Source organism: Nocardia blacklockiae, assembly GCF_015477355.1.
In the GTDB taxonomy this organism is placed as follows: domain Bacteria; phylum Actinomycetota; class Actinomycetes; order Mycobacteriales; family Mycobacteriaceae; genus Nocardia; species Nocardia blacklockiae.
On record NZ_JADLRJ010000005.1, the window covers coordinates 350,319 to 376,189 of the forward strand.

A 25,871-nucleotide genomic window follows, 5' to 3' on the forward strand; every position below is an offset into this window, starting at 1 on the left:
ATCACGGCGTTCCGGTAGGGGCCGGGGCTTGCGGACCGTAGGGCTAACGACGTTACGCTAACGCCGTTACCTTACGGTCCGACCGAGGAGCGCCCATGCTGACCCGAATCGCTCGGCTCGTCACGCGGTACCCGAAACACGTGCTGCTGGCGGCACTCCTGCTCGCCGTGCTGTGCGCGGGCTTCGGCGCCTCGGTCACCGATCGGCTGAAGGGTGGCGGCTTCACGTCCGACAACGCCGAATCCTCGCAGGTCACCCGCCTGCTCGCGGACAACTTCGGCGGCGCGGAACCCAATCTGGTGCTGCTGGTCCACGCCGACCACGGCGTCGACGACCGGGCCGCCCGCGCGGTCGCCACCGACCTCACCGAGCGATTGCGGAGCCGCGGCGACGCGGTCGGCGTGCGGTCCTACTGGGACAGCCCGCCCCAGCTCGCCTCCGCGCTGCGCAGCACGGACGGCAAGAGCGCCCTGGTGCTCGCCTATCTGACCGGCGGCGACGACGCCGCGCAGAAGACCGCCGCGGCGGTGACCGCCGATCTCGGCGCCACGCCGGACGGCGTCACCGTCCGCGCGGGCGGTCTGGCGGCGCTGTACCACGAGGTGAACACCCAGGTCACCAAGGACCTCACGCTCGCCGAGGGGGTGGCGGTCCCGCTCACCGCGATCGTGCTGATGCTGGTGTTCGGCAGCGTGATCGCCGCCGCGCTGCCGCTGTTGATCGGTTTGTTCGCGATCGCCGGCACGCTCGCGATCCTGCGCGCGCTCACGTCGTTCTCCGACGTCTCGATCTACGCGCTGAACATGACCACGGCCCTGGGCCTGGCGCTCGCCATCGACTACAGCCTGTTCATCGTCAGCCGCTACCGCGAGGAGCTGGCGGGCGGGCGCGCCCACCGCGACGCCGCGATCCGCGCGGTGCAGACCGCCGGGCGCACGGTGCTGTACTCGACGCTCACGGTGGTGCTGGCGCTGGCCACGCTGGCCGTGTTCGACCTGTACTTCCTGCGCTCGGTCGCGTTCGCCGGGGTGGCCGTGGTGGCGGCCGCGGCGGCGGCATCGATCGTGGTCCTGCCCGCCGCGCTGGTGCTGCTCGGCGACCGCGTGAACGCCTGGGACCTGCGGGTGCCGCTGCGCCGCCTGCTGCGCCGCCCCGCACCCGTCGCACGCCCGCTGGAGCGGTCCGGCTGGTACCGCACGGTCACCTGGGTGATGCGGCGCGCCGTGCCGGTGACGGTGGTGCTCGCGGCGGTGCTGCTGGCGATCGGATCCCCGTTCCTGGGCGTGAGATTCGGCTATCCCGACGACCGGGTGCTGCCGCCGGGCGCGGAAACCCGGGCCGTCGGGGACGTGCTGCGCAGCGACTTCCCGGCCGTCAACGCGGGCTCCGGCACCACCGTCGTGCTGAACGGCTACCGCGGCGACGCGGCGGCGATCGGCGGTTACGCCACCGCGCTGTCGAAGGTGAACGGGGTGTCGGCGGTGCTGTCGAGTTCGGGCGTGTACGTCTCGGGCGCCCGGGTCGCGCCCACCCCGCCCGGCATGGCCAACGAGACCGGCGAATACCTCACCGTCACTTCGCGTTTCAATCCCTACTCCGAGGACGGCCAGGACCAGTTCCGGCAGTTGCGCGACGTCCCCGCGCCCGCGCCGGCGCTGTTCGGCGGCGGGGCGGCGATCAACGCCGACACCCTGCACGCGCTGGGCGCGCGGCTCCCGCTGGCCGTGGCGCTGATCGCGCTGTCCACGTTCGTGGTGCTGTTCCTGTTCACCGGCAGTGTGGTACTCCCGCTGAAAGCTCTGGTGCTGAACTCGCTTTCGCTCAGTGCGATGTTCGGGATGATGGTGTGGATCTTCCAGGAGGGCCACCTGTCCGGGCTGCTCGGCTTCACCCCGACCGGCTACCTGGTGGCCACGATGCCGATCCTGATGTTCTGCCTGGCGTTCGGGATGTCGATGGACTACGAGGTGTTCCTGCTGTCGCGGATCCGGGAGGCGTGGCTGGCGTCCGGCCGCACGGCCGCCGACAACGAACGCTCGGTGGCGGTCGGTGTCGCGCGCACCGGGCGCATCGTCACCGCGGCCGCCCTGCTGATGGCTATCGTGTTGGGCGCCATGGTTACCGCGAAGGTCTCGTTCATGCAGATGTTCGGCCTGGGACTGACCCTCACCGTCCTCGCCGACGCCACCGTCATCCGCGGCCTGCTGGTGCCCGCCCTGATGAAACTGATGGGCCGCGCCAACTGGTGGGCGCCCGCCCCGCTGGCCCGGCTGCACGAGCGGTTCGGTCTCGCGGAGGAGGCGCCCGAGCCGCGTGCCGCGGCGCCCGCACCCGAGCCGGCCCGGTCGTGATGTGCCCGCGCCGCCCGCGCTCGGCCCGCGGCACCGGCGACCGACTACGCGCGGAGATCCTCGAGGCCACCCGGGACCTGCTGGCGCGCACCGGGAATGCCGACGCGGTGTCGATCCGCGAGGTGAGCAGGCTGGTCGGGGTGAGCGCGCCGTCGATCTACCGGCACTTCGCCGACAAGGACGCGCTCATCGACGCGGCCGTGGCGCAGGTGTTCGAGAACCTGGACGCCGCGGTGGCGGCCGCCACCGATCCCGCACAGTCGCCGATCACCCGGATGCGCGAGCAGGGCATGGCCTACGTGCGTTTCGCGCTCCAGCATCCGGGCCAGTACCGGGTGGCCACCGCCGGCTCGTCCGGCGACGGCCCGCGCGCGGTCGACCAGGTGCTGGGCAGCGGTGCGTTCCAACGGTTCTCGGACACGGTCCGCGAGGCCATGGACGCCGGCACCATCGCGCCCGGCGACCCGCTGCCGGTGGTGCTGGAGCTGTGGGCGGCCGCGCACGGCATCGCCTCGCTGCTGATCGCCAAGCCCTACCTGCCGTGGGGCGACGCCGAGGCCATCGCCGACCGGGTGCTCGGCGCGGCCTGCGTCGGGCACGCGGTGCTCGACATCATGGGCGGCGAATTCCCCGAACCCGACGAGACCGCGCGCTGGCTCGCGGGGTTGCGGCAGCGCGACTAGCTGACGTCGGACGCGTCGGCCAGCCAGGTGTTGCACTTCTGGGTGCGGTTGTTGATGTAGCCGTGCTCGTACCAGGAGCCGTAATGCTGTTTGCTGCCATGGTCTCTGGTGTCGCCCTGGCCGTCGCCGCGGGAGTAGTTGTCCTGGATCGTGCGCTGCGCCTGGTCCACGCTCACCGTCCCGACGTGGTTCGACGAGCCGATGAACATCCCGCCGAAGCACTGCGCCTGCAACTCGGTGCGCCGCGAGAGTTCCAGTCCCTTGGCCGAAGTCGCGCCCGCGTCGTAGCGGTCGCGGTGCGCCTTGTCCAGGATGCCGGTGATCGCCTCGACGTGGTGGCCGTACTCGTGGGCGAAGACGGCCAGGTAGATCACCGAGTCGTCGCCGTAGTCCTCGATCTGGATGGTGTCCAGCGGCATGTAGATGGTGTGGTTGGTCGAGCAGTAGAACGCGGCGAAGCTGCCGCCGGAACTGCTGCACGGCGAACTGGCGTTGGCCGAGCGCGCCGGGACGGAGATGGTCGGGCTGGAGAACGGCAGGCCCGCCGCCTGCAGCACCGGCTTCCACATGTTGTCCAGGCAGGTGCGCGCCGCCTCGAAGAACGCCTGCGCCGCGGCCTGCACCGAGCCCCAGCGGGGATAGCCGCACTCGATGTTGATCAGTCCGGCGTCGGGGTCGCGGAACAGCGGGTTGTCGCCGGTCGCGTTGACCGGTTGCGGCCCTGCGGGTTTCGTCGACGTGGCGGTGCGGGTGGTGGTGGCCGAGCGGGAGGTGGTCGCGGCGCTCGTCGGTGCCGTGGTGGTGGTCGCCGCGGCCGAGGCGGTGGTGTAGCTCGGCGGCGCGTAGGTGTAGCTCGGGGTGTCGTAGGAGTACTTCGAGGGATGGCTGCCGGTGGCGCCGACGGTGGCGAACACGACCAGCGCGCCGACCACGCCGAAGACCAGCAGCACCGCGAAGATCACGCCGATCACGCCGCCGCCGCCCGAACGCGGCGGCGGATAGGGCCGGCCGTAATACCCCGGCGGCGGCAGCGGCGGACCGTACGGCGGACGCGGGCCGGCGGCGGGCGGCGGGCCGTACGGGGGACGCTGGCCGTAACCGGGCGGTCCGTATCCCGGGGGCGGACCGTAGCCGGGCGGCGGGCCGTAGCCGGGGGGCGGACCGTACGGCGGGCGGCCGGGCGGCGGCGAGCCGGGCGGCGGCGGGTATCCGGGAGGCTGGTTCATGGCCGCATCAACTCACCTGGTTCGCGGGGGCTTCGAAGGTGTTGCACTGTGAGGTCTGGTTCTTCTCGAAACCCGTGGTCCACCAGTCGCCCATGTGCTGGGCCGAACCGTGGTCGCGCATGTCGCCGGGGGCGTCGCCGCGGCCGTACGCGTCGTCGCGGGTGTTGCCGGTCTGGGTCGAGGTCAGCGAGCCGCCGCCCGCCGTGGCCGCGAGGAACATGCCGTCGAAGCAGTTGGCCTGCAACTCGACTCGGCGCGACAGCTCCAAACCCCGCGCGCTGCTGGTCCCGGCCTCGCGGCGTTGTTTGTTGGCCTCCAGCAGGATTCCGGACTGGGCCTGCACGTGGTGGCCGTACTCGTGGGCGAACACCGACAGGTAGATCTCCCAGTGGTCCTTGAACATGGCGGTCTGCAATTGGCTGATCGGCATGTAAATGGTCTGGTTCGCGCCGCAGTAGAAGGCCGCGAAGTTGCTGCTGCTGCCCGTGCACGGCGTGCTGATTCCCGCGGTGGAGGCGGTGACGCTGAGCTTGGGCGGCGTGAACGACAGCTTCGCCGCCGAAAGCACCGGCTGCCAGGCCTTTTCGAGACACCCGGCCGCGCTCTCGAAGAACTTGCGGGCGGCGTCGACCTGGGTGCTCCACGGCGCGTAGTCGCACCGGGCCGGGCTCAGCGGCGAACCCGGGTCCGCCACCAGCGGATTGGCGTCGGTGGCCGCGACGCCCGAACTCCCCGAACCGGATTTACCAGTGGTGGGAGCATAGGTGTAACTCGGCTGATCGCCGGAATGGGCGGCCACGTGCACGCCGGTGCGGATCGCGGTGCGCACCAGTCCGCTGGTCACGATCAGGATGAGAACGATCAGGAAGACGCCCCAGCCGCCCCCGCGCTTGCGCTGCGGCGGGCGGCCCGGCGGCCCGTACGGCGCGGGCGGCGGCATCGGCGGCCGATGGCCTGGAACAGGCGGCGGCGCAGCGTATCCCGGCGGCGGATAGCCCGGTGGCGGACCGTAATTCGGCGCGTATCCGGGCGGCGGCGGGTAGTGCGGTGGCGGCGGATAGCCAGGTCGGCCGTAGGGCGGCGGGACCGGCCGGCCGCCGGGCGGGACCGGCCCGTATCCGTAGGGTGGTTGACTCACTCCCCCGCTCCCCCTGGTTCTTCCCGGTACTCGACAGCCGCTGACGCAGGATAGCAAGCTGTCTAAGCTATGGCCCCATGCTGATCTTTCGGGGGGGCGCGCTGGGCGCTCTGTTGCTGGTTCTGGCGGGAGCTTTCGCCGCCGCGCCCGCGGCCCAGGCGCAGGAGCCGGCCGCCGGGGTGACGATCACCGCCGACATCAAACTGAGCGAGGAGGGTCTGCTCGAGGTCGCCGAGACCGTTCAGGTGCCGCCGGGCGGCGAGTTCCACATGGCGGTTCCGCTGCGGGTCGCGCTGAAGGACAAGGGGGAACGGCGTTTCAGCGTCTCCGACATCTCCGCCACCGGTTCCGGCACGGCGAAGGTCGAGGGCGACCGGTTCAGCATCGACGCCCGGCCGGGTGAGTCGTCCTACCGCTACATCGTGCACAACACGGTCAACGACGCGGCGGGCACGCAGATCTTCCGGTGGAGCGGGGTGCTCAACACCGAGGTCGCCTCGATCACCGCGTCGGTGATCAGCCCGAGCTATCAGATGGGCATCGTCGACTGCAAGATCGGCCCCGCTGGGAGCCCGCAGCCGTGCGCGGACGTGCGGGTGGAGCCGGACGGTGTGCTGACGCTCTACAAGGAGGGGCTGAAGAAGGGCGACCTGATCGACCTCACCCTCCAGATGCCGCCCGGCACCGTGCCCGCCAACGCCGACATCACCGGCGACGAGCCGAGCGCGTTCGCCGTCACCACGCCGGTGCTCGTCGCGTTCGGGGTGCTGCTGCTGGCGCTCGCCGCGGCCGGCGGGTACGTGGCGTGGGCGCGGCGGCAGGACGCGGCCGCGCTCGGCGGCCACGACACGCTGGACCCGGTGCAGCACAACGGGAATCAGGTGCAGTTCACCTCGCCGGAGGGCGTGCTGCCGGGCGAGGCGGGACTGCTGCTGGACGGGTCCGCCGATCCGAGCGACCTGGCCGCGACCGTCGTGGACCTGGCGGTGCGCCGCTATCTGTGGGTGACCCCGGTCAGCGATTCGGACTGGCGGATCAACCGCGTCAACCCGGCCGACGACCAACTGCGCGACTACGAGCAGGCCGTGTACCGGGCACTGCTACCCGAGGGCACCGACTCGGTGCTGGTCTCGGAGCTGCGCGGCGGGCGGATCGGCGGCGCGCCGGTGCGCGCGGCGCTGCGCGACGACGCTCTCGCGCGCGGCACCCTGATCGATCGCGAGCGCCGGGGCCCGGCCTTCTGGCTGGGCGTGGCGCTGGTGGCGGCGGGCGTGGTGACCACGATCGCGCTGGCGATCACCGGCGGGCACGCCCTGGTCGGCGTCGCCATCGCGCTCGGCGGCGGCGCCGCGCTGCTGCTGCCGCGCTATCTGCCCGCGCGCACCGCCGCGGGCCGCGAACTCGCCGGCCGGGTGCGCGCGCTGCAACGCGGACTGGACGCGCTCACCGCCGACCGCGTGCCGCCCGCCGACCGCGAACTGGTCTTCTCCCGCGCGCTGCCGTTCACCATCGTCGGCGGCCGCGCCGACAACTGGATCCGCACCTTCCGCGAGCTGAATCCCGCCGCCGACCGCCAGCCCGGCCTCTACTGGTTCGGCGGCCTCGACCGCGACACCGACCTGCACCGGTTCGCCGGGCACTTCCCGTACTTCATCACCGCGCTGGAAGGGTTGTTCGCCGCGAGCAGGTAGAGCGCGGCCGGCCTCGGCGCGTGGTCACGGGTTCAATTGTGCTGCTACGTATTTCGCTACGTCGGCGATCATGGCGTAGGGCGGGGTGGCGTCGCGGGCCGCGCGGTCGGTCATGACCGCGAGGACGAGCGGGGCGGCCGACGGGGGCCAGAGGACGGCGACGTCGTTGGCGCGCCCGTAGTCGCCGTGGCCGGTCTTGTTGGCGACGGTCCAGCCGGACGGCACTCCGGCGCGGATGGTGTAGGCGCCGGTGGTGCTGCGCTGCAACCAATCCCGCAGCAGGGCCCGCTTGTCCGCGGGCAGGGCGTCGCGCAGCACGAGCTGCTGGTAGACGCCCGCCAGGGCGCGCGGGGAGGTGGTGTCGCGCGGATCGCCGGGCGGGTCGCTGTTCAGCTCCGGCTCGTACCGGTCCATCCGCCCGACCGTGTCGCCGAGGCTGCGCAGGTAGCCGGTGAGCTGGGCGGGACCGCCGATGTCGCGCAGCAGCAGATTGCCGGCCGTGCCGTCGCTGAAACGGATCGCGGCGTCGCAGAGTTCGCGGATCGTCATGCCGGTGTCGACGCGGTCCTGCGCGATGGGGGAGATCGAGTTCACGTCCGCCCGGGTGAAGCGGACGACCGTGTCCAAGTAGGACAGCGCGCGCTGCTGCAGCACCGCCGCCGCGGCCGGCGCCTTGAACGTGGAGCAGAACGCGAACCGGTCCTCGGCGCGGTACGCCAGCGCGACGGCGGTCCCGGTGGCCAGCGCGTAAACACCCAGTCGCGCATCGTATTTCCGCTCGAGCCCGGCGAAGTACTCCTCGGCCGCCGCCGGGTCCACCCGCGTGCTCGACACCGGATCGGCGCGGGTCGGCGCGGTGGTGTGCGCGCCGGTTCCCGCGCACGCCGCCGCGGGCAACCCCAGCGCGCCCAGCAGCAGAGCGCGGCGGCCGACACCGGGACGCCCGGAACGCGGCGCTTTCCGTTCATCGGTCACCGCCGCACACTACCGGGCTCGCAGGCCGTCCAGCACGATGTCCATCGTGCGCCGGACGGCCTGCTCGTAGGACTCGTCGGGGCGGACGTAGATCTGCAACGTCATCAGTCGGGCCACGTCCTGCGCGTCCACGTCGGTGCGCAGTTCGCCGTCGACCTGGGCCTGCGCGGTGAGGCGGGCCACCTGCTCGGCGACGCCGGCGCGAATGCCGCTCAGCTGCGGGTCGGCCCGGATGTCGGCGTGCAGGGCCGGTTCGATCGCCGCGGCCGTCGCACCCAGGCGCAGCTCGGCGCATTCGCGCAGGAAGCGCCGCAGCGCCGGCCACGCCCCGGCCTCCTCGCGCGCGGCGGTGGCGGCGAGGTCGGCCAACGCCTGCAGATACGCCTGGGCCGCCGCCGAGATCAGCGCGCCGCGGTCCGGGAAGCGCCGGTACAGCGTGCCGACGCCGACCCCCGCCTGGTCGGCGATCTCCTTCATCGGCACGTCGACGCCCTGTTCCCGGAACACGATCTGGGCCGCCGCCAGGATCTGGTCGCGGTTGCTGCGCGCGTCCGCTCGCAGTTGATCGGCCATCGACGGCACCTCCCGAATTAGAACTGGACGAATTTCTTCCACTTAGTGTAGCGTGGCGATGTGGACGAAATTCGTCCGCTTAGTCTGAGTACTTCGCCGGAGGCGACATCATGAGCAAGAGCGTGCTGATTTCCGGAGCCGGGGTGGCCGGGTCGACGACGGCGTATTGGCTGGCGCGGAACGGTTTTCGCGTCACGGTCGTGGAGCGGGCCGCCGGTGAGCGGTCCAGCGGCAATCCCGTCGACGTGCGCGGTCCGGCCGTGGACGTGGTCGAGCGGATGGGGATCATGCCGCGGCTGCGCGAGGTCGCCTCGGCCGTGGACCGGCTCTCCTTCGTCGACGCGGCGGGCAAGCGGCGAGCCGGGTTGAGCCTGAAGACCTTTCAGGGTTCGGGCGGCGATCGTGAGGTGGAGGTGGCCCGCGCCGACCTGGCGGCCACCCTGCTGTCGGCGGCCCGCGACGAAGCCGAGATCCGCTGGGGCGACACCATCACCGCGCTGACCCCGACGGCAGACGGCGTCGACGTGCGCTTCGAGCACGCCGCGGACGCGCACTTCGACCTGGTGATCGGCGCCGACGGCGTGCACTCGACGGTGCGCCGACTGGCCTTCGGCCCGGAATCGCGCTTCGTCCGGCACCTGGGCATGTACGTGGCCACCCTGCCCGCGCACCGCGCGATCGGCGGCGAGCGCGAGGTCGTGATGCTGAACGCGCCGGGCCGGGCGTTCAGCGTCCACCCGAACCGGGGAAAGCCGTTGGCCGCCTTCATGTTCCGCCGGTCGGCCGCGCCCGGGTTCGACCATCGCGACACCGAGTCGCACAAGCGCCTGGTGATCGAGGCGTTCGCCGGGACGCTGGGCACGTTCGAGGACCACCTCGAGCAGGTGCGCGCCGCCGACGACCTGTTCTTCGACGCGGTCAGCCGGGTTGCCCTGCCGCGCTGGACCGTCGGCCGCATCACCCTGGCCGGTGACGCCGGCTCGAGCCTGTCCCTGTTCGGGGACGGCTCCACCCTCGCCATCGCCGGTGGACACACCCTCGCCACCGAATTGGCGGCCACTCCGCACGATCTTTCCGCCGCCCTGTACCGCTACGAGCAGCGGCACCGGAAGTTGGTGCGTCCCAAGCAACGCGGCTTCCTGGCGGCCTCTACCCTCATCGTCCCCGGCTCCCGCGCGGCCATCGCTCTGCGCAACACCGCCGCCCGCGCTCTCGGTCGCTGACCACGCCCGACCGCGCCCCGGCGGCGGACCGCGGGGGCGCGAGGACCGCCTATTCGGCGACGAGTCGGCGGATGACCATCGGCTCGGCCAGGATCGTCTCCAGCACACCGGCGACGTGCCGGAAGTGCGCGGTGGCGAAGTGTTCCGCGAGCGCGTCGGCGTCCCGCCACTCCTCCACCACCACCGCGTGGCCGGGGTCGTTCGGGTCGGCGAAGGGCTGGTAGGACAGGCAGCCGGATTCGCTCAGGGAGGGCTCGATCATGGCTTCCAGTGCGGTGCGCAGGCGGTCCTCCTGGCCGGTGGCTGCGCGCATCTCGGCGACGACGTGCAGGGTCATGGTGTTTCCTTCGGTGGTCGTTCGGGTTTCGGCGGTGCTCAGTGCGGGATCGGACCCTCGCCCGCGCCCGTGCCGCGCAATGCCGCTGCGATGGCGTCCAGGTCGGCGTCGGTCAGTTCCAGTGCGGCCGCGCCGATCCACCCGTCGACCTGGTCGGGGCGCCGGGCGCCGACGATCGCGCCGGTGACGCCGGGCCGGGTCAGGGTCCAGGCGATGGCCACGGACCCGACCGTGGTGTCGTGTGCCGCGGCGATCGGGCGCAGCGCGTCCACCAGCGCGAGGTTGCGCTCGAGGTCGGTGGTGAACTCCGGGAAGTCGCGGCGCCAGTCGTCCTTCGGCAGGTTCGCGACCCGCTCGGCCGAGAAGGTTCCGGTGAGCAGGCCGGAGTGCTGCGGCTGGTAGACGATGCCACCGGTGTGATGTGCCGCCGCCCAGGCCAATTCGTCGGCCGCGCCGCGCTTGATGAGGGAGAACTGCGGCTGGATCGCGTCCACGTGGGCGAGGGATTCGGCGATCTCCAGTTGCGGCACCGCGTGATTGGACAGGCCGATGGCGCGGACCTTGCCTTCCCGCATCAGGTCGGCCATGGTCTGCCAGTACTCCTCCAGCGGCGTGGGTGTCACGGCCGCCGCCGCGGCGGGGTCCGAGAAGTCCAGCGCCGCACCGGTGTCCGGCCAGTGCACCTGATACAGGTCGATGCGCTCCACGTTCAGCCGCCGCAGCGAAGCCTCGACCTCACGGCGGACGCTCGCCGCCGCCATCGTCCGGATGGGCGATGCGCCGCGGTCGTTCTCGTCCCACACCAGTCCGACTTTGGTGAAGAGGTAGGGCCGGTCGGCCTCCGGCAGGCCGGCCAGGGCCTTGGCGACCACCTCCTCGGAGTGGCCCAGGCCGTAGACGGCCGCGGTGTCGATCCAGTTCACGCCCGCCTCGACCGCGCGGCGGATGGTGGCGATCGATTCGGCGTCGTCCTGGCCGCCCCAGGCGTAGCGCCAGCCCGCGCCGCCGACGGCCCAGGCCCCGAATCCGAGGCGGCTGATGTGCATGTCGGTGCTGCCGAGCCGGCGGGTGGGAAGGGTTGTCATGGTGTGCTCCTCGGGTCTGTCGCGCCGTCCGTCGCGGCGCTGAGCACTACTTTCGTCCGGCGCGCGATGCGCCGACAGTGCGGCGGCTGCCTGGGCACCGCATGACCAGGAAGGGATTCGGCGGGCCCGGCGTTACCGATGACATGACCTTGGACCGTCGCGCCGAACTCGGTGAATTCCTGCGCTCGCGCCGGGCGCGGCTCAGCCCCGGGGAGGTGGGCCTGGTGGATCACGGTGCCCGCCGCCGGGTCCCGGGCCTGCGCCGCGAGGAACTGGCTCTGCTAGCGGGCGTCAGCGTGGATCACTATGTGCGCCTGGAGCAGGGACGCAGCCTGCAATTCTCGGAATCCGTGCTGGACGCGGTGGCGCGGGCGCTGCGACTGAATCCGGTGGAACGCGATCATCTCTACCGTCTGGCCCGCCCGTGGTCGGGCGACGAGCCGCCCGCCGCGCAGGAGGTGCGCCCCGGTTTGCGGCGGCTGCTCGACGCCGCCCACGACGTGCCCGCCTACATCGTGGGTCGCGGGGTCCGCGTGCTGGCGTGGAACCGCTTGGCGGCGGCCCTGATAGCCGACTTCGGCGCGCTCCCGCCCGCGCAGCGCGACTTCCTGCACCTGGTCTTCCTGGACGAGAGCGCGCGGGATCTCTACGAGGACTGGGACGACAAGGCCGCCGACACCGTCGCCTACCTACGCCTGGACGCGGCCCGCAATCCCGGTGACACCCACATCACCGCCCTGATCGACGAAATGAACTTGCGCAGTCCAGAATTCGCCGAACTCTGGCAGCGCCACGAGCTCAAGGACAAGACCCACGGCACCCACATCTACCGCCACCCCATCGTGGGCCGCCTCGAACTCGGCTACGAAACCTTCCGTCTCCCGGACGATCCCGACCAAGCCTTGGTAGCCCACCACGTGGAGCCCCACTCCCCCGCCGCCGACGCCCTGCAATTGCTGGCGACCTTGGCCGCCGAACAATCCCGGGCGCGCTGAACTGGCGAGTACTCAGCGGGCGGCGCGGATGCTGCGGCGCATGGCGGAGAGGGGGTCGGCGTAGAAGACGCTCAGGGCGGTGACCGCGGCGGCGTGCTCCTGGACGCGGCCGCCGAAACGGCTGATCCGGAGATCGGCCGGGGGCAGGGTGGTGCCCTGGGTGAAAGCGCGCACGACGTGGTCGATTCCGGGGCGGTAGCCCGTGAATGCCTGGCCGCCCAGCACCACTCGGTCCGGGTTGAACATGTCCCGCACCAGAGCGGCGGTGTGCCCGAGGATTTCGGCCCGCTCGATCAGCAGCTCGCGCGCCGGGACCGACCCGGACTCGGCGGCCCGGTACAGATCGGCGATCACCGGCCGCCGCGGGGCCTCGCGCTTGGGCACGATGCCCGCGCGCTCGGCCCGGCCCAGCAGCGCCGCCTCGCCGACCGTCGCCTCCAAGCAGCCGCGCCGGCCGCACTGGCATTCCACATCGGAGCCGGTGGGCAGGTGGGCGATGGACCCGGGGCCATTGGCGGGGGTGTGCACGCGATCGTGCAGCGTGACCGCGACACCCGCGGTCTCGCGGGCGTACACGTACAGGCTGGATCCGGGCCGCTGCTCCTCGCCGGGCGCCAGCAGCAGCTCCGCCGCGGCCATCGCCTCCACGTGCGCGGACACCGAAACCGGCAGGTCCAGAACGGAACTGAAGACCGCCGCCACCGGCGCGGCGCGCCAGGCCAGGCGCGGATGGTCGACGACCCCGGCGGCGGGATCGACCCGCCCGGCCAGCGCGACACCGGTCCACAGCGGACGGCGGCGCGGCAGCCGATCGAGGAAGGCCTTGGCGCTGCGGGCGATGATGGTGAGCGCGGCGTCCTGCCCGGCCTGCGGGGTGGCGATCTCCAGGCCGCCGAGGATGCGCCCGGACAGGTCGGCGGCGATGATGCGGGTCACCGTGGCGCCGATGTGCACGCCGAGCGTGGCGTAGGTGTCGGTGTCCACCTCGAACGGCACGCGGGGGCGGCCGACGGCGCCGGAGGCGGTGAGGTCGGCCCGCTCGCGCAGCAGCCCGACCGAAAGCAGCGCGGACACTTGGCGATTGACCGTCGCGATGCTCAAACCCGTTGCCTGCGCGGCGGTATCGCGGAAGATCGGACCGCGGGTGGCGGCGCGCAGCACGGCGGCCGCCGGGTTGTCGGCGATCCGCAGTTCCGGCGGGACCGCCGGTCGCGGGGCGGCTACCCGGGTGGCAGCCGAAGCCGGAGAGGACTGTCGCTCGAGGGTGGGGCTCGTCATGTCGGAATCCTTGTTGTGGTCCCGGCGCGGCCGGGACAGGTCGAACGTGATCAGCAACAAGGCAGCGAGAAGGGCCCGGCTCGGGATACGAGAGCGGCGGTTCTCAGCTGCGCGGCCGGGAGCAACACAGCTCCCGCTGCCGCGGCAGCCGCACACCGAGCGCGATGGTCATATACGTGACCCGCGTGGCATTCGGTCGGCTGGAGGACATGGCATCAAAGCTAACATCCCATGTATCGAGGATGCCAGACCAGGTGGTCTGCATCCATTTGGCTCAGCCTGATTCCAATCTCCTCCGCAGGTGGCCCGGGTGGCGTAATGGCATGAATCACCGTGATTCGAGCAGGACGCCGCGCTCCCGAGGCGGCGGATAACCCGCACCACCACTACCGCCCGGAAGCGTTCACCGAGGCCCGCCCGCACCCGCCGTTACAGTCGTTATCGCAGGTCAACGGCGGAAGGAGATGAGGTGACGCAGCAACCGGCACGCTCCCCGCGCCGCGCCGACCGCGCCCGCGGGGTGGCCGACGTGCTGCGCCAGCAGATCCACTCCGGCACCTTCGACCGCGCGCTGCCCGCCGAGGCCGACCTCGCGACCGAATTCGACGTCTCGCGCAACACCGTGCGCGACGCCCTCGCGCGGTTGAAGGACGAGGGCCTGATCGAACGCGCGCCCAAGGTGGGAACCCATGTGGCGCAACGCAAGTACGACCACGGCCTGGACGCGCTGCGCGGCCTGAAGGAGACGCTGCGCGAACACGGCGAGGTCCGCAACGAGGTGCGCGCCGCCCGGCGGCTCACCCCGCCGCCCGCGGTCGCGCGGCGGCTGCGGCTCGAGCCCGGCGAGCCGGCCGTCTATCTGGAGCGGCTGCGCTACCTGGGCGACCTGCCGCTGAGCCTGGACCTCACCTACCTCGTCCCCGACCTGGGCGACCGCATCCTGGCCCGCGACCTGGAGACCAACGACGTCTTCGCGCTGATCGAGGAACTCGACGGCCGCCCGCTGGGTTCGGCGGACCTGGTCCTGGAGGCCATCACCGCCGACTCCCATTCCGCGGCGACCCTGCAGGTGCCCGAGGGCAGCGCGCTGCTGCTGCTCGAACGACTCACCAGACTCGAGGACGGCCGGCCCGTCGACCTCGAGTACATCCGGCTGCGCGGTGACCGCATCACCATGCGCGGCAGCCTTGTCCGCCCGATCGACAGCCCCGATTGGAGGTTGACCTGAATGGCCCTGGTCAATCAGCGCGCCGATGTCCCCGTGACGATCGATGAATCGCTGTGCATCGAGGGATGCACGCTGTGTGTGGAGATCTGCCCGCTCGACTCGCTGGCGATCAATCCGGACAACGGCAAGGCGTTCATGCACGTCGACGAGTGCTGGTACTGCGGGCCCTGCGCGGCCCGCTGCCCCACCGGCGCGGTCACCGTGAACATGCCCTACCTGCTGCGCTGAGACGCGCACACCGCATTCTTCCGTTCGAGGAAAACCCATGAAGTATCGTCGTGCCCGTTTCGCCGCGGCGGCCGCCGTCGTGGCGCTCACCGCCGCCGGCTGCTCGCTCGAGCAGGCCGCGTCCGGCGACACCGTCAAGGTCGTCGTCGGTTATCAGTCGAAGACCATCAACACCGTCACCGCCGGAACGCTGCTGCGGGCGAAAGGCTTTCTGGAGCAGCGCCTGTCGAAGATCACCGCGGGCGGCGGGAAGAAGTATCAGGTGGAGTGGCAGGACTACGACACCGGCGCCCCGATCACCGCGCAGATGGTGGCGGAGAAGATCGATATCGGTTCGATGGGCGACTATCCGTTGCTCATCAACGGTTCCCGCACCCAGGCCAACGAGCGGTCCCGCACCGAATTCGTCTCGGTGACCGGGTACCAGCCGCGCGGATCGCTGAACATGATTGTGGTGCACCGGGATTCGCCGGTGCGGTCGCTGCACGAGCTGGCGGGCAGGAAGGTGTCGTCGAGCGTCGGTTCGGCCAGCGACGGCCTGCTGCGACAGGCGTTGAGCCGCGACGGGATCGATCCGAAAGCCGGCGTGGAGGTGCTGAACCAGCAGCCGCAGATCGGCGCGTCGGCGCTGGAATCCGGGCAGGTGCAGGCGCTGTCGCAGTTCGTGGCGTGGCCGGGTCTGCTGGTCTTCCAGGACAAGGCGAAGCTGCTGTTCGACGGCGCGGAGCTGAACGTGCCCACCTTCCACGGCGTCGTCGCCCGGCGCGACTACTCGAAGCAGCACCCGGAGGTGCTCGACGCCTTCCTGCAGGCACAGCTGGACGCCACGGACTTCCTGCACCAGCAGCCGCTGGCGGCGGCGAAACTGGTGGCCGACGGCTCCGGGCTGCCGCAGGAAGTGGTGTACCTCTACAACGGCCCCGGCGGAACGTCTTTCGACACACCGCTCAAGCCGCAGTTGATCCAGGCGTTCAAAGGCGATGTGCCGTACCTGAAGTCGATCGGCGACTTCGCCGACCTCGACATCGACGGGTTCGTGAACGACGCGCCGCTGCGCAAGGCGTTCGCCGACCGCGGCGTCGACTACACCGCGGCGGTAGGCAATTTCGCCAACCCCGCCCCCATCACCGGCACCGATCCGGTGGCCGGTCGCCCGGCGTCCGACCCGGCCCTCGCGAGTGAGCTGTGGCTCGACGGCCGGACCGCGACCCAGGCCGCCGCCGATCCCACCAGCCTCCTGCGCGCGGTGAAACAGGCTCGCGCACAAGGCGAGAAGGTGCGCGCCGCCTACGTCCCGGACGCCGAACTGGGCACGCGCTGGTACGCCGACAAGGCCCTGTGGGTCCGCTCCGGCGACACCTATCTGCCGTTCACCACCCCCGCCGGCGCGCAGCGCTACCTCGCGGCCCACCCCGGCAGCACCCAGCTGTCCTACGAACAAGCCGTCGGCGAGGTGCGGTCATGAGCGCCACGGCCGTCCGGCTCGAGGCTCCGACCGCGGTCGCGGTGGACCCGGTCGTGGCGCCCGCGCCCGGCGGGCGCGCGCGGTGGCGGGCTCGACTGGTGCGGGTGGCGTCGGTGGTGGCCGCCGTCGCGGTGTGGCAGCTGTTGACCGCCAACGATATTCGGCTGTGGGTCCGGTTCGACACGCTGCCGACGGTGACGCAGATCGTGGCCGCGCTGCAGCGGCAGCTGGGCACCGACACCTACTGGCTGGACCTGGGGCAGTCGCTGGTCCGCATTCTCAGCGGCTTCCTGCTGGCGGCCGTGCTGGGTGTGGGAACCGGTGTGGCGCTGGGGCGTTCGCAGGTGTTCGCGAACATCGTCGGCCCGCTGACCGAACTGGCCCGGCCGATCCCGGCCATCGCCGTCGTGCCGGTGGCGATCCTGCTGTTCCCCACCGACGAGGCCGGGATCGTGTTCATCACCTTCCTCGCGGCCGTCTTCCCCATCCTGGTCAGTACCCGGCACGCGGTGCGGGCGCTGCCGACGATCTGGGAGGAATCCATCCGCACCCAGGGCGGCACCCGCTGGGACGTGCTGGCGCGGGTGGTGCTGCCGGGCGCCCTGCCCGGCGTGTTCAGCGGATTGTCGGTCGGCATCGGCGTGGCGTGGATCTGCGTGGTGTCGGCCGAGATGATCTCGGGCCGGCTGGGTGTCGGCTACCGCACCTGGCAGGCGTACACCATCGTGGACTACCCGGCCGTATTCGTCGGCATCATCACCATCGGGGTGCTGGGCTTCGGCACCTCGGCCGCGGTGGAACTGCTCGGCCGGCGGTGCACCCGCTGGCTGCCCCGGGTCGCGGAGGGAACGAGATGAGCGGCGACACGGTCCGCGCGGACGCGGCGACGAGCCTGGCGCTGGAGCGCGCCGAATTGGGTTATGCCGGTGCGCCGGTCGTGCGGGACCTGAGCCTGGCGATCCGCGCGGGCGAGATTCTCGCCCTCACCGGTCCCTCCGGCTGCGGCAAGTCGACGGTGCTGCGCGCGCTGGCCGGGCTGCTGCCGCCGCTGTCCGGCCGCCTGCTCTCCGACGGCGCGGAGATCACCGGGCCGTCCCGCGACCGGGCGATGGTCTTCCAGGACGACGCCCTGCTGCCCTGGCGCACCGTCCGCTCCAATATCGAACTGGCCCTGAAGCTTCGGGGCGAGCCGCGGCCGGGCCGCCGTGCGCGGGCCGAACGCTGGATCGACGAGGTCGGCCTCACCGGCTTCGGCGACTATCTGCCCAAGAGCCTGTCCGGCGGCATGCGGCAGCGGGTGCAGCTGGCGCGCGGGCTGGCCGGCGCGCCGCGCGCGGTGCTGATGGACGAGCCGTTCGGCGCGCTCGACGCGCCGACCCGCGCGACCATGCAGCGCCTGCTCGTCGACACCTGGCAGGCCCATCCCGCGACGGTCGTCTTCGTCACCCACGACGTGGACGAGGCGCTGCTGCTCGGCGACCGCGTCGCCGTGCTCGGCCGCGCCACCCAGCCCCTGCGCGCGCTGTTCGACGTGCCCCGGCCGCGCGAGGCCGCCGTCGACCGATCGGCTGTGCGCGCCGAAATCCTTGCCGCCCTGGACTATTCGGGCGATTTCACCGCGTCCGCGCGCTGACCGGCGGCCGCCCGGTCCGCGCCGACCACTTCCTCCCGGAGCGTTGTGCTGATGAACATTCCCGACCTGTCCGAAACCACCCGCATCGACTGCGACGTGCTGGTCATCGGCGGCGGCACGGCCGGCACCATGGCCGCGCTGACCGCCGCCGAGCACGGCGCGAACGTGCTGCTGCTGGAGAAGGCGCACGTGCGGCACTCCGGCGCGCTGGCGATGGGCATGGACGGGGTCAACAACGCCGTCATTCCGGGCAAGGCCGAACCCGAGGACTACGTCGCCGAGATCACCCGCGCCAACGACGGAATCGTCAACCAGCGCACCGTGTATCAGACCGCCACCCGCGGTTTCGCGATGGTGCAGCGGCTGGAGCGCTACGGGGTGAAGTTCGAGAAGGACGCCTACGGCGAGTACGCGGTGCGCCGGGTGCACCGCTCCGGCTCGTACGTGCTGCCGATGCCTGAGGGCAAGGACGTCAAGAAGGCGCTGTATCGCGTGCTGCGGCAACGGAAGATGCGCGAGCGGATCCGGATCGAGAACCGGCTCATGCCGGTGCGGGTGCTCACCGACGGCGGCCGCGCGGTCGGCGCGGCCGCGTTGCACACGCGCACCGGCGAATTCGTCGCCGTGGGCGCGAAGGCGGTGATCCTCGCGACGGGGGCCTGCGGTCGGCTCGGGCTGCCGGCCTCCGGCTACCTCTACGGCACCTACGAGAATCCGACGAACGCGGGCGACGGCTACGCCATGGCCTACCACGCGGGCGCGGAACTGTCGGGTATCGAGTGCTTCCAGATCAATCCGCTGATCAAGGACTACAACGGTCCGGCCTGCGCCTATGTGGCCAACCCGTTCGGCGGGTACCAGGTGAACGCGCAGGGTGAGCGCTTCGTCGACTCCGACTACTGGTCGGGCCAGATGATGGCGGAGGTGAAGCGGGAGATCGAGTCCGCGCGCGGGCCGATCTACCTGAAGGTCTCGCACCTGCCGGACGAGACGCTGACCGCGCTCGAGGGCATCCTGCACACCACCGAGCGCCCCACCCGCGGCACCTTCCACGCCAATCGCGGGCACGACTACCGCACCCACGACATCGAGATGCACATCTCCGAAATCGGTTTGTGCAGCGGCCATTCCGCTTCCGGGGTGTGGGTGGACGAGCACGCGCGCACCACCGTTCCCGGCCTCTACGCGGCCGGCGACCTGGCCTGCGTGCCGCACAACTACATGATCGGCGCGTTCGTGTACGGCGACCTGGCCGGTGAGCACGCCGCCGCCACCCTCGCGGAAGTCGCCGCCCCGCAGGCACTTCCGGCCGACCAGCTCGCGGACGCGCACGAACTGATCTACCGCCCGCTGCGCCGCCCGGACGGGCCGCCGCAGCCCCAGGTGGAGTACAAGCTGCGCCGTTTCGTCAACGACTATGTGGCGCCGCCGAAGACCGCGACCAAGCTGTCGCTCGCGGTCGAGACGTTCGAGCGGATGCACGAGGACCTCGCGGAGATGGGCGCGACCACCCCGCACGAGCTGATGCGCTGCGCCGAGGTGAGTTTCATCCGCGACTGCGCCGAGATGGCGGCGCGCTCCTCGCTGACCCGCACCGAATCCCGCTGGGGCCTCTACCACGAGCGCGCCGACCTGCCGCAGCGCGACGACACGGACTGGCGCTACCACCTGAACCTGCGCAAGGGCGCGACGGGCATGGAGTTCCTGAAGCGTCCGGTGGCACCGTATTTCGTGCCGGTGCCGGAATTCGCCGCGGTGCCCTCCACCGGCGACGTCACGACGGTCGCCCAGCCGGCCGTGGTCACCGGCCCGCCGCAGGTGCACACGTCCGCGCCGCGGGTGACCCACCGTGAGGAATCCGCCGCGGCGGACGCGCAGGACGGGGCCGCGCCACGCATCGCCGAGCTGCTGGCGCTGGACGCCCCGACGGTGGCCGACCTGGTCTCCTATCTGGACGACCCGGAGCCGCGGGTGCGCGCCACCGCGCTGTCGGTGCTGACCGAGGAGACGCCCGACGGCTTCGCCGACCGGTTGATCGCCGCGCTCGGCGACCCGGACGCGGCGGTCCGCGCGGCGGCGGTCTCCGGCCTGCGCGAGCTGGTCGAAATCCTGCCCGCGGCAAACGGTTTGGCCGAGTTCGCGGACGCGTCCGATCCCCTCGTCCGCGCGGCGGTGGTGGATCTGCTGCGCGCCTTGCGATCCGGCGACCCGGAGCTGTTCGGCAAGGCCGTGGTCGACCCCGACCACCGGGTGCGGATCGAAGGGGTGCACGCCCTGGTGTCGCTGGACGACTGGACCGCGCTGACCACCGCGGCCCACGACGAGAATCGCGAGGTGCGGGTCGCCGCGGCGCGCGGCCTGGCCACCGTCGGCCGCGGCGGCGCGGACACCGTGCGGGCGCTCACCGGCGACCGCGATCCCCTGGTGCGCGCCGCCGCGCTGGCGGCATTGGCCGCCTTGGGCAGCGCCGAAGACACCGCGACTCTCACTGCGGCACTGAACGATTCGGCGTGGCAGGTGCGCGAGGGCGCGGCGCGCGGCTGGGCCGGACTCGACCCGGAGCAGGCGGCGGAGGCGCTGGCGCCCGCCCTGCGCGATCCGCATCCGGACGTCCGCAAGGCGGCCGTACTCACCCTCAGCACCTGGCCGCGCCACGCCCGAGCCCGGGACACCTTGCACGCGGCCCTGTCCGATTCCGACGCCGACGTCCGCGCGTATGCCCGACGTGCGCTGGATTGATCCGAAAATTGTGTGTCGAAGGTTTTGCCCGCGTCGACCCGGGTAGGCGTGCTCATGCCAGGAAATTGCCACAGTTTCTACTGCTCCACATGATCGACTGATCGAGAAGGAGAGGATTCACATGGCAAGATCCAAGAAAATCGCTGTGATCTCCGCGGCGGCCGCTGCCCTGGCTGCGCCGCTGCTGGCCTTCCAGCCCGCCTCGGCCGAACCGCTCGGCGGTTGGTGTCCGGGCGGCGACATGGGATTCCAGACCAATCCGCTGGGCATGAACACCGTGCCGGTGCAGGGCGCTTTCGGTGCCGACCTGCACGGCTGCGTGGGCACGCCGGCCGCCGACGTCACCCTGCAGGCCGACTTCAACGGCAACGGCAGCTGCAACGACGCCCTCGGCTTCCTCGACGGCGTGCTGCGCTGGGGCAACGGCGAAGTCAGCCGCATCGCCGGTCAGTGGCACGTGCCCGGCGGCAATCCCGCCGCGGCGGTGACCAACACCCTGAACATCACCGACGGACCCGGTGCGGGCGGCGAATTGCACGTCGACCAGGCCCCCGTGGACAGCCAGCCCTTGGTGAACGCGTGCATGAACGGCACGGCCACCAACGGCCGCATCCCGATCAACACCCTGCATTTCAACTGACCACACGAGCACACAGCCGCGCCCGCGATACCGTCGAGGTATCGCGGGCGCCGCGCGCGCGGCCCCGGGGCGTGTAGCGTTGGCGGCAAAGGAGAAAGGACAGCCGCCGACGTGACGACCGGCCCGGTCACCATCCACTATCCGACCGACGAAGCGATCCGCGATCTCACGCACTGGATGCTCGATCAGCATCGGGAATGGGATTCGGCGCCGATGTTCTTCGGTTTCGCCGCCGCTGCCGACGGCGAGACGACCGTCACCGCGGGCCCGCTGGAGAATGCCGAGACCGCCGCCTCGGCAATGCATCCGGTGCATTTGCGGGCGGCGCAGCTGAAACACAAGGGCATGCCGCTGTGGGGTTTCGGTCTGGTTTTCGAAGGTTATTGCGAGGAATTCACCCCGGAGGAAACCGCGTCCGGCGAGATGCGCCGGATCATGCTGGAAGGCCGCCTGCCCGACCGTCCCACCGCCGAGGAAATGGCGAACGCGGTCATCTACGACGCCCGCGGCAACGAGTGGGTCGCGCTCACCTACCGTTATCTCCCCGAACGGGGCGTCTCCGAATTGTTCACTCCCGCAGCCGATTTCACCAAGCCTCCGCTGGGGCTCGCCGGCTATCTCTGGTCGGCCGCGCTGCTGCTCGACCCCGCGAACCGGCTGCACGTCCTGGAAATGATCGCGGCCGACCAGGACGAGTAGACGCGCCCACGGTTGCGAATTCGGGTCAAGCGGCGTTAACGATCCGACGGTGGCAATAGATTTGCACTACGACAGCTACCGAAGGGAACTATCAATGAGCAAATCACTCACCGCCACCCGCCTCGCGGCCGCCGCCGCGACGGCCCTGGGGTGCGTCGCCGTCTTCGGTGTCGGCACCGCGAACGCCGCGCCCGAGGACTGCACCGTCACCCGCGACCTCGTCGGCGCGACCGCGACCTGCCACGACGTCGATTTCCCGCCGGGCCGCGAATACAGCCTGGTGGTCGAGTGCTTCGGAGTGGCCCCCGTGCCCTTCGCCTTCCCGCTGGTCCAGGTCGGCCCGTACCGCGGATCCTGGAGCGGTTCGTTCAGCCCGTCCGGCGGCGGCTCGGCGTCCTGCCTGGGCCCCATGAGCATCGGCACGGCGACCAACGCGTACGTGCGGGTCTATCGCGAGTGATCGGGCCGGGTCGTCCGGTCGACGATGTCCAAGGCGATGCGGGTCGCGGCGAGGTAGCTCTCCTCGTCGTCGAGTTCCAGGTCGCCCATCATCGACAGACTCCAGCTGATGGCGAGCAGCGCCTGGCGGGCGTGGAAGGTGGCCAGCGGGGTGCGGTCGGGGGCGGTGATCAGGTCGGCCAGCACCCGGAACTGGTAGCGCAGGCTGCTGCCGATGCCGAGGTCACGGAAGGCGGACTGGTTCTCGGCCCAGAACCGGATCATGTCCTTCCCCAGGCTGTGCAGGAGCGCGCCGTAGCGGGTGACGATCTCCGCCGCGCGCTCCCGGCCGGGCGGCGTGGACTCCGCCCACGCCACGATCTCGTCGACGCCGCCGCGCAGGTCCTCCGACAGGCTGACCACGATGTCTTCCTTGGTCCGGAAGTGGTAGTACAGCGCGGCTTTGGTGACTCCCAGGCGCTCGGCGATCTCCCGCAGCGAGGTCTTGTCGTACCCGCGCTCGGCGAACAGCTCCATGGCCGTGGCGCGGATCCGCTCCCGGGTGTCGCTGCGACGCCTGTCCATCGCATCCCTTCGCTCTGCTTGACGACCGGCAAGGAGAACTCTAGCGTGACCCTCGGGCCGATTACCTAGCCGGTCGGCAAGTCAATAGCGTGGGGAGTCGCGGCGCACGAGGGGTTCGCCGCGTCCTCCGCCGCTGACGCCGCGCGGGCGTCAGGCGGCGCGGATGTGCGACAGACCCCACTCGCGGGCCAGCAGCCGGTGGGAGGTGAGGCGGTCCTCGTGCTTGTGCGTCACCGAGGTGACGACGAGTTCGTTTGCGCCGGTGAGCTGTTGGAGCGCGGTCAGGCGCTGCGCGACGTGGGCGGGGGTCCCGACGAACTGGGTGGTGACGCGGTCGTGGACGAGGCGCTGCTGCTGTTCGGTCAGCGGCGCGGCGGTGTCGGGGTCCTGGTACTCGGCCGCGCCGGAACCGCTGCGGATGCTGTAGACCCAGTGCCCGAAGGTGGCGGCGAGGTGCTTGGCGGTCGACTCCTCCTCGGCGACCACCACATCCGCGGACACCACCAGGTACGGCTCGGGGTAGCGCGCCGACGGCCGGAACGAATCACGATAGGCCGCAACGGTTTCCAGGATCGTTCCCGGCGACACGTGGTAGTTCGCCGCGAACGGCAGGCCCAGCCGCCCGGCCAGCTGGGCGCTCTCGCCGCCGCTGGAGCCGAACAGCCACAGGTCGACGTCCGCGCCCTCGCCCGGAACCGCGTGCAGCGCAACGCCGCCCGCGGTCCGGTAGTCACCGGCCAGCAGCGCCCGGATCTGCTCGACCTGCTCGGTGTAGCCGACGGCCTGCGCGCCGGGCAGCAGCAGCGCCTCGAAGGAAGCCGCCAGCCGGGAGGTGTCGAGCTGCTGGCCCGGGGTGAACGGCGGCGGGATCACCACACCGTCGCGCACCCGGGTCGGGCGCGCGGGCGCCCGCACCGGCGGCACGCCCGCCGACCGCAGCTGCGCCACGCGGTGCGCCGAGCGGCCCAGACCGAGATCGAGCCGCCCCGGGTACAGCGCGTCGACGGTCCCGAACGACTCCACCACCGAGGCCGCGGTGTGGTGCCCGAGCTGCACGGCGGCCGAGCCCACCCGAATCGTGCTGGTGGCGGCCGCGACCAGGCCGATCAGCGTGGCGGTGGCGGAGCTGGCGACCTGCACGAAGTGGTGTTCGGCCAGCCAGAAGCGCCGGTATCCCCAGGCTTCGGCGTGCCGGGCCAGGTCCACGGTGTTGCGGAGGGCTTGCTGCGGCGTGGACCCGGCGCTGACCGGGGACAGGTCCAGCACCGATAGTGGGACGCTCGACTGGGTCATGACGCCCGGACTCCTTCGCTGTTCTCGTGGGGGTGGCGCAGACCGAGGTGGTCGCGCAATGTCGTGCCGGTGTACTCGGTGCGGAAACTGCCGAGCTCCTGGAGTTGCGGGACCACCTTGTCGACGAATTCGTCCAGCCCGCCCGGGGTGAGGTGGGGCACCAGGATGAAGCCGTCGGCGGCGTCGTGCTGCACGTAGCGGTCGATCTCGGCGGCCACCTCGCGCGGCGAGCCGACGAACTGCTGCCGCGCGGTCACCTCGATGATGAGCTCGCGAATGCTGAGGTTGCCGGCCTCCGCCCGCGCCCGCCACGCCTCGGCGACCGCGCGCGGGTCCTTGGCGTGCCGCACCCGGCCGCGGGTGATGTCGACGTTGTCCGCCGGTTCGATCTCCGGCAGCGGGCCGTCCGGGTCGTAGCCGGAAAGGTCACGGCCCCAGACCTGTTCGAGGAAGGCGATCGCTGTCTGCGGCCCGACCTGCTGGAGCCGGATGTGGCGGGCCCGCTCCTCGGCGTCGGCACGGCTGTCGCCGAGTACGAAGGTGGCGGCGGGCAGGATCTTCAGGTCGTCGCGGGCCCGGCCGTACTTCGCCAGCCTGCCCTTCACATCGGCGTAGAACCGCTGACCGTCCTCGAGTTCGCCGTGGCGGCTGAAGATGGCGTCGGCCTTGGCGGCGCCGAATTCGCGGCCCTCGTCGGAGTCGCCCGCCTGTATCTGCACGGGGTAGCCCTGCGGGCTGCGCGGCAGCACGAACCGTCCCTCGATGTCGAACTGCGTGCTGTCGACGCGCACGCTGGGCGCGGGGCGCGCGAAGACGCCGCGTTCACGGTCCACCACCAGCGCGTCCGCCGGCCAGCTGTCCCACAGCGCGCGGGTCGCGTCGACGACCTCGGCGGCGCGGACGTACCGCTCGGCGTGCGGCAGGTAGCCGCCGCGGCGGAAGTTCTCGCCGGTGAACGCGTCGGAGGAGGTGACGGCGTTCCACGCGGCGCGGCCGCCGGACAGGTGGTCGAGTGTCGCGAACTGCTTGGCCAGCTCGAACGGTTCGTTGAAGGTGGTGTTGATCGTTCCGGCCAGCCCGAGCCGGGTGGTGACTCCGGCCAGGGCGTTGAGCACGGTGAAGGTGTCGGGGCGGCCCACCACGTCCAAGTCGAAGATGCGGCCCCGGTGCTCGCGCAGCCGCAGGCCCTCGGCCAGGAAGAAGAAGTCGAACAGGCCGCGCTCGGCGGTGCGCGCCAGGTGCGTGAACGAGTCGAACTCGACCTGGCTGTGCGAGTCCGGGTCGCTCCAGACCGTGGTGTTGTTGACGCCGGGGAAATGGGCGGCCAGGTGAATCTGCTTGCGTACCTGTTGTTTCGCCATGTCGTCC

At 71.4% G+C, this 25,871-nt stretch carries 24 protein-coding genes; 14 read left to right on the plus strand and 10 right to left on the minus strand.

What is annotated here, in order from left to right; genetic code table 11:
• Window positions 1-95 precede the first annotated feature (95 nt).
• Entirely contained in the window at window positions 96-2,351 is a 2,256-nt protein-coding gene (locus tag IU476_RS17875; RefSeq protein ID WP_195101515.1) for an MMPL family transporter, read from the plus strand.
• Window positions 2,351-3,034 carry a TetR/AcrR family transcriptional regulator gene (locus IU476_RS17880; protein ID WP_228823908.1) on the plus strand — a complete coding sequence of 228 codons (684 nt, stop codon included), beginning with the start codon at window positions 2,351-2,353 and terminating at the stop codon, window positions 3,032-3,034. The genes IU476_RS17875 and IU476_RS17880 overlap by 1 nt, the downstream gene beginning before the upstream one ends.
• On the opposite strand, the gene IU476_RS17885 is transcribed toward IU476_RS17880, so the two are convergent.
• Window positions 3,031-4,260 carry a neutral zinc metallopeptidase gene (locus tag IU476_RS17885; protein ID WP_228823820.1) on the minus strand — a complete coding sequence of 410 codons (1,230 nt, stop codon included), beginning with the start codon at window positions 4,258-4,260 and terminating at the stop codon, window positions 3,031-3,033. The two genes, IU476_RS17880 and IU476_RS17885, sit on opposite strands and share 4 nt — an antisense overlap.
• 7 nt (window positions 4,261-4,267) lie before the next feature.
• The gene (locus IU476_RS17890) at window positions 4,268-5,200 is read right to left on the minus strand and encodes a neutral zinc metallopeptidase (protein WP_195101519.1); all 933 of its coding nucleotides are present in this window, start codon (window positions 5,198-5,200) and stop codon (window positions 4,268-4,270) included.
• 275 nt (window positions 5,201-5,475) lie between these two features.
• Between IU476_RS17890 and IU476_RS17895 the strand changes: the two genes are divergently transcribed.
• Complete coding sequence (locus tag IU476_RS17895) at window positions 5,476-7,089, plus strand: DUF2207 family protein (protein ID WP_195101521.1); 1,614 nt, start codon at window positions 5,476-5,478, stop codon at window positions 7,087-7,089.
• A gap of 24 nt (window positions 7,090-7,113) precedes the next feature.
• Here IU476_RS17895 and bla read toward each other — a convergent pair whose 3' ends face one another.
• Both bla and IU476_RS17905 read right to left on the minus strand, forming a co-directional pair.
• Entirely contained in the window at window positions 7,114-8,064 is a 951-nt protein-coding gene (bla, locus tag IU476_RS17900) for a class A beta-lactamase (protein ID WP_438944027.1), read from the minus strand.
• A gap of 9 nt (window positions 8,065-8,073) precedes the next feature.
• Window positions 8,074-8,637: a TetR/AcrR family transcriptional regulator gene (locus IU476_RS17905; protein ID WP_195101523.1), complete on the minus strand. Its 564-nt coding sequence runs from the start codon at window positions 8,635-8,637 to the stop codon at window positions 8,074-8,076.
• 110 nt (window positions 8,638-8,747) lie between these two features.
• On the opposite strand from IU476_RS17905, the gene IU476_RS17910 reads away from it, so the two are divergent.
• Window positions 8,748-9,860 carry an FAD-dependent oxidoreductase gene (locus IU476_RS17910; RefSeq protein WP_195101526.1) on the plus strand — a complete coding sequence of 371 codons (1,113 nt, stop codon included), beginning with the start codon at window positions 8,748-8,750 and terminating at the stop codon, window positions 9,858-9,860.
• Between the two features lie 49 nt (window positions 9,861-9,909).
• Here IU476_RS17910 and IU476_RS17915 read toward each other — a convergent pair whose 3' ends face one another.
• Both IU476_RS17915 and IU476_RS17920 read right to left on the minus strand, forming a co-directional pair.
• Window positions 9,910-10,197 (minus strand): putative quinol monooxygenase, encoded by a 288-nt coding sequence (locus IU476_RS17915; RefSeq protein ID WP_195101527.1) that lies wholly within the window; start codon window positions 10,195-10,197, stop codon window positions 9,910-9,912.
• A gap of 38 nt (window positions 10,198-10,235) precedes the next feature.
• Window positions 10,236-11,282 (minus strand): aldo/keto reductase, encoded by a 1,047-nt coding sequence (locus tag IU476_RS17920; protein WP_228823821.1) that lies wholly within the window; start codon window positions 11,280-11,282, stop codon window positions 10,236-10,238.
• A 143-nt stretch (window positions 11,283-11,425) separates the two neighbouring features.
• Here IU476_RS17920 and IU476_RS17925 point away from each other — a divergent pair, with 143 nt between their 5' ends.
• Complete coding sequence (locus IU476_RS17925) at window positions 11,426-12,277, plus strand: helix-turn-helix transcriptional regulator (RefSeq protein ID WP_195101528.1); 852 nt, start codon at window positions 11,426-11,428, stop codon at window positions 12,275-12,277.
• Window positions 12,278-12,289: 12 nt separating this feature from the next.
• Here IU476_RS17925 and IU476_RS17930 read toward each other — a convergent pair whose 3' ends face one another.
• Window positions 12,290-13,555, minus strand: a complete 1,266-nt coding sequence (locus IU476_RS17930; protein WP_195101529.1) for an ROK family protein — start codon at window positions 13,553-13,555, stop codon at window positions 12,290-12,292.
• Between the two features lie 469 nt (window positions 13,556-14,024).
• Here IU476_RS17930 and IU476_RS17935 point away from each other — a divergent pair, with 469 nt between their 5' ends.
• The 9 genes from IU476_RS17935 to IU476_RS17975 all read left to right on the plus strand — a co-directional run bounded on the left by IU476_RS17935 (window position 14,025) and on the right by IU476_RS17975 (window position 22,647).
• Complete coding sequence (locus IU476_RS17935; RefSeq protein WP_195101530.1) at window positions 14,025-14,783, plus strand: GntR family transcriptional regulator; 759 nt, start codon at window positions 14,025-14,027, stop codon at window positions 14,781-14,783.
• Window positions 14,784-15,011 (plus strand): 4Fe-4S dicluster domain-containing protein, encoded by a 228-nt coding sequence (locus IU476_RS17940; RefSeq protein ID WP_068016491.1) that lies wholly within the window; start codon window positions 14,784-14,786, stop codon window positions 15,009-15,011.
• Window positions 15,012-15,048: 37 nt separating this feature from the next.
• Window positions 15,049-16,476: an ABC transporter substrate-binding protein gene (locus tag IU476_RS17945; protein WP_195101531.1), complete on the plus strand. Its 1,428-nt coding sequence runs from the start codon at window positions 15,049-15,051 to the stop codon at window positions 16,474-16,476.
• Window positions 16,473-17,333, plus strand: coding sequence for an ABC transporter permease (locus IU476_RS17950; protein ID WP_195101532.1), 861 nt, complete (start codon window positions 16,473-16,475; stop codon window positions 17,331-17,333). Before IU476_RS17945 ends, IU476_RS17950 begins: the two co-directional genes overlap by 4 nt.
• Window positions 17,330-18,109: an ABC transporter ATP-binding protein gene (locus IU476_RS17955; protein ID WP_195101534.1), complete on the plus strand. Its 780-nt coding sequence runs from the start codon at window positions 17,330-17,332 to the stop codon at window positions 18,107-18,109. Before IU476_RS17950 ends, IU476_RS17955 begins: the two co-directional genes overlap by 4 nt.
• A 51-nt stretch (window positions 18,110-18,160) precedes the next feature.
• Window positions 18,161-20,848: a fumarate reductase/succinate dehydrogenase flavoprotein subunit gene (locus IU476_RS17960; protein ID WP_195101535.1), complete on the plus strand. Its 2,688-nt coding sequence runs from the start codon at window positions 18,161-18,163 to the stop codon at window positions 20,846-20,848.
• Window positions 20,849-20,969: 121 nt separating this feature from the next.
• A complete protein-coding gene (locus IU476_RS17965) occupies window positions 20,970-21,488 on the plus strand; it encodes a hypothetical protein (RefSeq protein WP_195101536.1) in 519 nt (172 codons plus the stop codon).
• 111 nt (window positions 21,489-21,599) lie between these two features.
• Window positions 21,600-22,187: a hypothetical protein gene (locus IU476_RS17970; RefSeq protein ID WP_195101537.1), complete on the plus strand. Its 588-nt coding sequence runs from the start codon at window positions 21,600-21,602 to the stop codon at window positions 22,185-22,187.
• Between the two features lie 94 nt (window positions 22,188-22,281).
• A complete protein-coding gene (locus IU476_RS17975) occupies window positions 22,282-22,647 on the plus strand; it encodes a hypothetical protein (protein WP_228823822.1) in 366 nt (121 codons plus the stop codon).
• Here IU476_RS17975 and IU476_RS17980 read toward each other — a convergent pair.
• From IU476_RS17980 to IU476_RS17990, 3 genes are all read right to left on the minus strand, one after another.
• Window positions 22,635-23,210 carry a TetR/AcrR family transcriptional regulator gene (locus IU476_RS17980; protein ID WP_195101538.1) on the minus strand — a complete coding sequence of 192 codons (576 nt, stop codon included), beginning with the start codon at window positions 23,208-23,210 and terminating at the stop codon, window positions 22,635-22,637. The two genes, IU476_RS17975 and IU476_RS17980, sit on opposite strands and share 13 nt — an antisense overlap.
• A 150-nt stretch (window positions 23,211-23,360) precedes the next feature.
• Window positions 23,361-24,503 carry an LLM class flavin-dependent oxidoreductase gene (locus tag IU476_RS17985; RefSeq protein ID WP_195101541.1) on the minus strand — a complete coding sequence of 381 codons (1,143 nt, stop codon included), beginning with the start codon at window positions 24,501-24,503 and terminating at the stop codon, window positions 23,361-23,363.
• Window positions 24,500-25,864 (minus strand): NtaA/DmoA family FMN-dependent monooxygenase, encoded by a 1,365-nt coding sequence (locus IU476_RS17990; RefSeq protein WP_195101543.1) that lies wholly within the window; start codon window positions 25,862-25,864, stop codon window positions 24,500-24,502. Before IU476_RS17990 ends, IU476_RS17985 begins: the two co-directional genes overlap by 4 nt.
• Window positions 25,865-25,871 lie beyond the last annotated feature (7 nt).